This is a genomic window from Nostoc sp. S13 (assembly GCF_029379315.1).
In the GTDB taxonomy this organism is placed as follows: Bacteria; Cyanobacteriota; Cyanobacteriia; order Cyanobacteriales; family Nostocaceae; genus Nostoc.
The window spans coordinates 1-6,088 of record NZ_JAQYWQ010000210.1; the positions used below are offsets into that span (position 1 = coordinate 1).

The 6,088-nt window shown below is 44.7% G+C and carries 7 protein-coding genes; 3 read left to right on the forward strand and 4 right to left on the reverse strand.

The window, feature by feature from the left end:
* From PUQ00_RS31975 to PUQ00_RS31985, 3 genes are all read right to left on the reverse strand, one after another.
* On the reverse strand, positions 1–226 hold a 226-nt coding region (locus PUQ00_RS31975; RefSeq protein WP_300423957.1), incomplete at its 3' end, for a hypothetical protein.
* Between the two features lie 362 nt (positions 227–588).
* A complete protein-coding gene (locus PUQ00_RS31980; RefSeq protein WP_300423958.1) occupies positions 589–1,011 on the reverse strand; it encodes a hypothetical protein in 423 nt (140 codons plus the stop codon).
* 225 nt (positions 1,012–1,236) lie between these two features.
* Entirely contained in the window at positions 1,237–2,874 is a 1,638-nt protein-coding gene (locus tag PUQ00_RS31985; protein ID WP_300423959.1) for a CTP synthase, read from the reverse strand.
* Between the two features lie 84 nt (positions 2,875–2,958).
* Here PUQ00_RS31985 and PUQ00_RS31990 point away from each other — a divergent pair, with 84 nt between their 5' ends.
* From PUQ00_RS31990 to PUQ00_RS32000, 3 genes are all read left to right on the forward strand, one after another.
* Positions 2,959–4,734 carry an N-acetylmuramoyl-L-alanine amidase gene (locus PUQ00_RS31990; RefSeq protein ID WP_300423960.1) on the forward strand — a complete coding sequence of 592 codons (1,776 nt, stop codon included), beginning with the start codon at positions 2,959–2,961 and terminating at the stop codon, positions 4,732–4,734.
* Between the two features lie 204 nt (positions 4,735–4,938).
* Positions 4,939–5,334: a type II toxin-antitoxin system RelE/ParE family toxin gene (locus PUQ00_RS31995; RefSeq protein ID WP_300423961.1), complete on the forward strand. Its 396-nt coding sequence runs from the start codon at positions 4,939–4,941 to the stop codon at positions 5,332–5,334.
* 224 nt (positions 5,335–5,558) lie between these two features.
* Positions 5,559–5,765 carry a helix-turn-helix domain-containing protein gene (locus PUQ00_RS32000; protein ID WP_300423962.1) on the forward strand — a complete coding sequence of 69 codons (207 nt, stop codon included), beginning with the start codon at positions 5,559–5,561 and terminating at the stop codon, positions 5,763–5,765.
* Positions 5,766–5,768: 3 nt separating this feature from the next.
* Here the strand turns inward: PUQ00_RS32000 and PUQ00_RS32005 are convergent.
* On the reverse strand, positions 5,769–6,088 hold a 320-nt coding region (locus PUQ00_RS32005), incomplete at its 5' end, for a tetratricopeptide repeat protein (RefSeq protein WP_300423963.1).

The window sequence follows — 6,088 nt, forward strand, 5'->3', positions numbered from 1 at the left end:
AAAACTCTTTGTCAAAGTCAATTTTTTTAACGAACCGCAAAGGAGAGGCAGCGCGGTCTTGAGGGAGCCAGTGCGTTGGGCGGCTCCGCCGACTTGAAGCATCTGGCGTGGTCTCCCCCATGAGCGACTGCCGTCGCAAAAAAGAGGCAGCGCGTTGCGGTGAATCCAGCGCTGTAGGGGGGTTTCCCGCCGTAGGCGACTGGTGAACCCGAAGGGGGGTTCCCACGCCACTCCCCCCAACGGAGGGAACCTCCGCAAGGGGGTGGCTAAGAGTTGTAGCGACTGCCGTCGCAAAGGAAGAGAAGGAAGAGAAGGAAGAGAAGCAAGAAATGCTTAACTGAACTGTATTGGGCTAAAACCCTCTTCCCTTCTGCCTCCTGCCTTATCCTAACGACAAATTTTTACGCCAACTTGACTTATGGTAATACTCATAAATTGGCGAAGGTATTGTCTAGAAAAGAGGAATTAAAGTCACAGGCCAAGAACTTGATACCATTGGCGTTGAGTGAAACTCTTTTCATGGTCAGTGGAACTATATATCAAACCCAAAATTTTCCCCTAATTGTCCAAGTTATTTTAAAATAATTCCTAAGATAAAGAATATCCAGTTGCTTTCTTAACGTAGTTCACGATTTTTTGATATGATTCAGGATTACTCACAGGGTTGATGATGATGGAGATAGCGCCATCTGGCAACCAAAAACTTATCCTACCGTTCGGTTCATGACAAAAGCAACTGATGCAGTTGAGATTAATTACATATTCTTTTTTTTCGTAAATAATTTTCACCCAGTGGGCATGATCTAATTTCAATCCCGTCACACATTCTAAATAATCAAGAATCTTTTGATAGTCTTCCAGGTTACTCTGTGGGTTAATCACTATCGGAATGGCACTATCGGGCAACCAAAAAGTAACCCTGCCATTCAGTTCATAACAAAAAGCATGGACACGCTCAAAATCCACTACATATTCTTTCCTCTCGTAAAGGATTCTCACCCAGTACGCCACAACATCTCCTCAAGTCCGAAATTTACGAATGATGCACCCTGGATGTCCAAATCTGCTGAAGCCTTAAGTTAATGTTGCTATGCAGGAATTCAAAATCTAAAAAATTAATTTTGAATTTTGTTAGCGAGTCTGCGTACTCTTACAGAGAAGCAAGCTACGCTTTGAGCGTCTGTCTTCGACACGCTATTCGCGAACGTAGAGAGCGTCATTTTGAATTTTGAATTTTTATGACACCTCCAATGGTGTTGGTTTACCAGATGTTGAGATAGAAAGAGCGATCGCTGCTTGAATAAAGCCTTTAAATAAGGGATGAGGAGTACTGGGGCGCGATTGAAATTCTGGATGGAATTGGCAAGCAAGAAAGAATGGGTGCTTGGGTAATTCCACAATTTCAACTAAGCGTCCATCGGGAGAAGTACCACTGATGGCATAGCCAGACTTCAATAACAGCTCGCGGTAATCATTGTTGAACTCATATCGATGTCGATGTCGTTCATAAATTACATCTTCTTGATAAAGCTTGAAAGCTAGAGTATCAGGTATAACACGACAAGGATATAGCCCCAAACGCATTGTACCCCCTAAATCAACGACTTCCTGCTGTCCTGGCAATAAATTAATCACCGGATCAATTGTATAGGGGTCAAATTCAGCACTATTAGCATCTGTTAATCCCCCTACGTGCCTAGCCCATTCAATCACAGAACATTGCATTCCCAGGCATAAACCCAAAAAAGGAATTTGGCGATCGCGAGCGTATTTAATCGCAGCAATTTTCCCATCTACCCCCCGAACACCAAAACCTCCTGGTACAACTATGCCATCGACACCTTTAAGATGAGTTTCGGCTGGTTCAGTTTCCAAATCTTCTGAGTTCACCCAACGCAGACGCAGTTTGCCATAAGTGGAGATTGCAGCATGGTTGAGTGCTTCCACTACAGATAGGTAAGCATCACTTAACTGCACATATTTCCCGACAATGGCAATTTCTACCTCGTGCTTGGGACTATGTAACCGTTTTACCAGGGTTTGCCACTGCGTCAAATCTGGTTGACGTTGCTCCATTTGCAGCAAGTTCAGCACTTGTTCTGCCATTCCTTCCCATTCCAGATTTAGCGGTACTTCATAGATACTTTTGGCATCTTGGGAAGTGATCACACATTCTTCGGGCACATCGCAAAATCCCGACAATTTCTGTTTTAATCCCTTGGGTAAGGGGCGATCGCTCCGACAAACTAAAATATCTGGTTGAATGCCAATGGATCTCAGTTCCTTAACTGAATGCTGTGTTGGCTTAGTTTTCATCTCACCCGCAGAGGCAATCCACGGCACTAACGTTACGTGCATATACAACACATTCTGCCGTCCCACCTCTTTGCGGAACTGGCGAATTGCTTCCAAAAACGGTAGTGATTCAATATCTCCCACCGTACCGCCAATTTCTGTAATCACTACAGAGGGGTTTGTACTTTTAGCAACTCGCAGAATCCGCTCTTTTATTTCATTGGTAATATGGGGAATCACCTGTACAGTGCCGCCATTGTAGTCTCCGCGCCGCTCTTTATTGATGACTGCCTGGTAAATAGAGCCAGTAGTAACACAGTTCAAGCGCGACATGGAGGTATCGGTGAAGCGTTCGTAATGCCCCAAGTCCAAATCTGTCTCCGCACCATCCTGGGTAACGAATACTTCCCCATGCTGAAACGGACTCATTGTGCCAGGATCGATATTAATATAAGGGTCGAGTTTGAGAATCGACACCGAATATTCGCGCGACTTGAGCAAACGCCCTAGACTTGCTGCTACAATGCCCTTACCAATACTGGAAACTACGCCTCCAGTTACAAAGATAAACTTAGTCATAGGAGTTTGAATTTCTAACAACTTCTAAAAATACATCCCGTCATTGTGCCACAGTTATTGTGGTGTAATCTTCTGTGATTTGCTGTGAAAAACCTTTTAGGATTAGTAATATTAGGCTGTATTCTCACCTCCTCAGTAGCATTGGCAGAGCCATCTCTTATAGTTATTTTTCCCCAAACAAACTACCAGACGAGTGCTGAAAAAATCTTCTTTCTGGGCACTGCACCACCAGATGGTCAGGTTTTGATCAATAGTAAGCCAGTTACCCGCAGCAAAGCTGGTCATTTTTCCCCTAGTTTCCCCTTGCAGTTAGGGGAAAATCTTTTTACTGTGCGTCACGACAATCAAGAACTCCAGATTAAAGTGACAAGGCTTACCACTGGCCCTGAGCTACCACAAGGTTTAGGCTTTGCTAAAGATTCCCTGACTCCCGCAGCTGACATTGCCAGACTCTCAGGAGAACTAATTTGTTTTAGCGCGTTAGCGAAACTTCCTCAAGGGGTCGCACCCCCTAACGCCAATGTCTCTGTCAAGTTGGCTAATCAAACTATTGCTCTTTCACGCCAACCTCAACAGGCACAACTACCAAGTAATTTGGCAATTCTGACAGGGCAAAATCAGCCTTATGCCCAGTCTAGCGTAGGCAATTATCAAGGTTGCACCACAGTGGCAATAGCCGCCGATTTGGGACAACCTCAGTTTCAACTGACGCTCAATGGCAAGACGATAACTCAGCCAGGATCTGGTAAGATTCAAATCCTCTCAAGAGCAGAGTTGCCAGTTGCTGAGATCACGGCAGACGCAGGTGTTGCTCGCACTGGCCCGAACACCGATTATTCTCGACTCACACCACTGCCCAAAGGCACACGCGCAACAGTTACAGGTAGGGAAGGTGAATGGTTGCGCCTAGACTATGGCGCTTGGATTGATAGTAAAGAAACGCGCATTTTACCTGGTGCAATTGGGCCACAGACAATAATTCGCAGTGTCGGATACCGTCAACTCCCTGGTGCGACAGAGATAGTTTTCCCCTTACAAGTTCCCGTACCTGTGAGCGTACAACAAAGTGAGCAAGCGATCGCTCTCACTCTCTACAATACCACTGCTCAAACGGACATTATTCGCCTGGACGATGACCCCCTAATTTCTCGCCTAGATTGGCAACAGGAAGCTCCAGGACAAGTAAAATACACCCTTAACCTCAAAAAAGCTCAACAGTGGGGATATAAACTGAGATACGACGGTACAACCCTGGTTTTGGCTTTGCGTCATCCGCCTAAAATCGGGAACACAAGACGCAAGCCTTTAGCTAATTTCAAGATTGTACTAGATCCAGGGCATGGCGGTAAAGAAACTGGTGCCAGTGGCCCAACTGGATATTTAGAAAAAGATGTGAATTTGGTGGTATCGAAGTTGCTGCGCGACGATTTGGTGAAGCGAGGAGCAACGGTGGTGATGACGCGGGAGGACGATCGCGAACTTTCTCTAGCAGAACGTCAGGCAATTATCAGTCGAGAAGAACCTGCGATCGCTATTTCCATACACCACAACTCCATACCCGATGATGGCGATGCCGAAAAGATTAAGGGATTTGCCGCTTTTTGGTATCAACCCCAAGCCCACAACCTGGCAATATTTTTACAGAATTATGTAGTCAAAAAACTCGGCAGACCTTCTTATGGTGTGTTTTGGGATAACCTAGCGCTGACACGTCCGACAGCTGCGCCATCGGTGTTGTTGGAATTGGGTTTTATGAGCAATCCCGATGAATTTGAGCAGGTGGTGAATCCAGAAGAACAGAAGAAAATTGCTCAGGCGATCGCTCAGGGGATTACTGAGTGGTTTAGAAGTGTGCGGTAAATTTGGAAGTACAACTAGTGTTAGTACCCTCATTGTATTTGGTAGAGTGCGATCAGCCTCCGGCGGGGCTTAGCCCATCGCTATTTTTTCGCTAGTTCCTGCTCAATGTTGCGATCGGTCTTTGTTTAAGCTTTTTGACTTTTATAGTGTATTGCCAAGCATAGCACTAAGTGCTATATAATAAGCGAAGGTAATGACCATAGCATGATAATCTACAAAACCCGATGGTTTGACCGTTGGGCACGCAAAGAGGGTTTAAACGATCTTAGCCTCTGCGCTGCTGTAAACGAAATGACGGCAGGACTTTACGAAGCCGATCTAGGAGGCGGACTGTTCAAAAAGCGGATTGCCCACTCTGGACAAGGTAAACGTGGTGGCTTTCGTACACTGGTCGCAACCAACAAGGGAGATTGCTGGTTTTTTGTTTTCGGCTTCCCGAAAAACGAGCGTAGTAACATTAACAAAAAAGAAGAAAAAGCATTAAAAAAGCTGGCATCGGTGCTGTTCTCTTACACGCTAGAGGATCTCGAAAAAGCCAAGCTGGAAGATGAATTGATGGAGGTAATTTGCAATGCCGAAGAAGAAATCAGCGATTCTTGAAGCCGTTCACGAAACGGCTACGGGGCTGCACAAGGCTGGACTTATGGATCAAACTACATTAGACTTATCCACAAATAAACCTCAAAATAGCTGAAACCCTTACATAGCTGGCTTTTTAGCTTATATAAAACAGGAACCTCTAAAACCCTCTCCAGAGCTAGGTTTCAGCCAAATAAAGTTCTCATTTCCGGATAAGTCTATTGCGTGAATTCGACAGTCTGTGCTTGTCTGAGATTGAACCGCTAGAGCCTGAGCAAATTAAGGAAATACGTGAATCATCTCATGTCAGCCAGGCAGTATTTGCTGCGATTTTAAATACAAGTCTATCAACGGTTCAAAAGTGGGAAATCGGTCAGAAGCGTCCTAGTGGCACTGCTCTTAAGCTGTTGCACCTAGTTAAGAAACGGGGATTGAATACCCTGATTGATTAACGGTTATTTTTGAGGAAAGTGATGGAATTCTGAAGCATTTTTTAAGTCCTCCATTGCACCTTGGTAATCTTTCAGGGCAGCACGAATGCTACTTCGTTTGTTATAAGCTTGAGAATTGTTAGGATTAATACGCAGCAATAGATTTAAATCTTCAAGTGCTTGTTGATAGTTTCCTAGATTGTAATGAACACTACCCCGGTTATAGTAAGCTTCGGTAAATGCAGGATTGATTTCCAAAACTTGGTTATAGTCCTTAAGTGCTTTCATATATAGGACTCCTATTTGATTTCTGAACAAGACTAAGAGAGAATACGGAGAGGTTT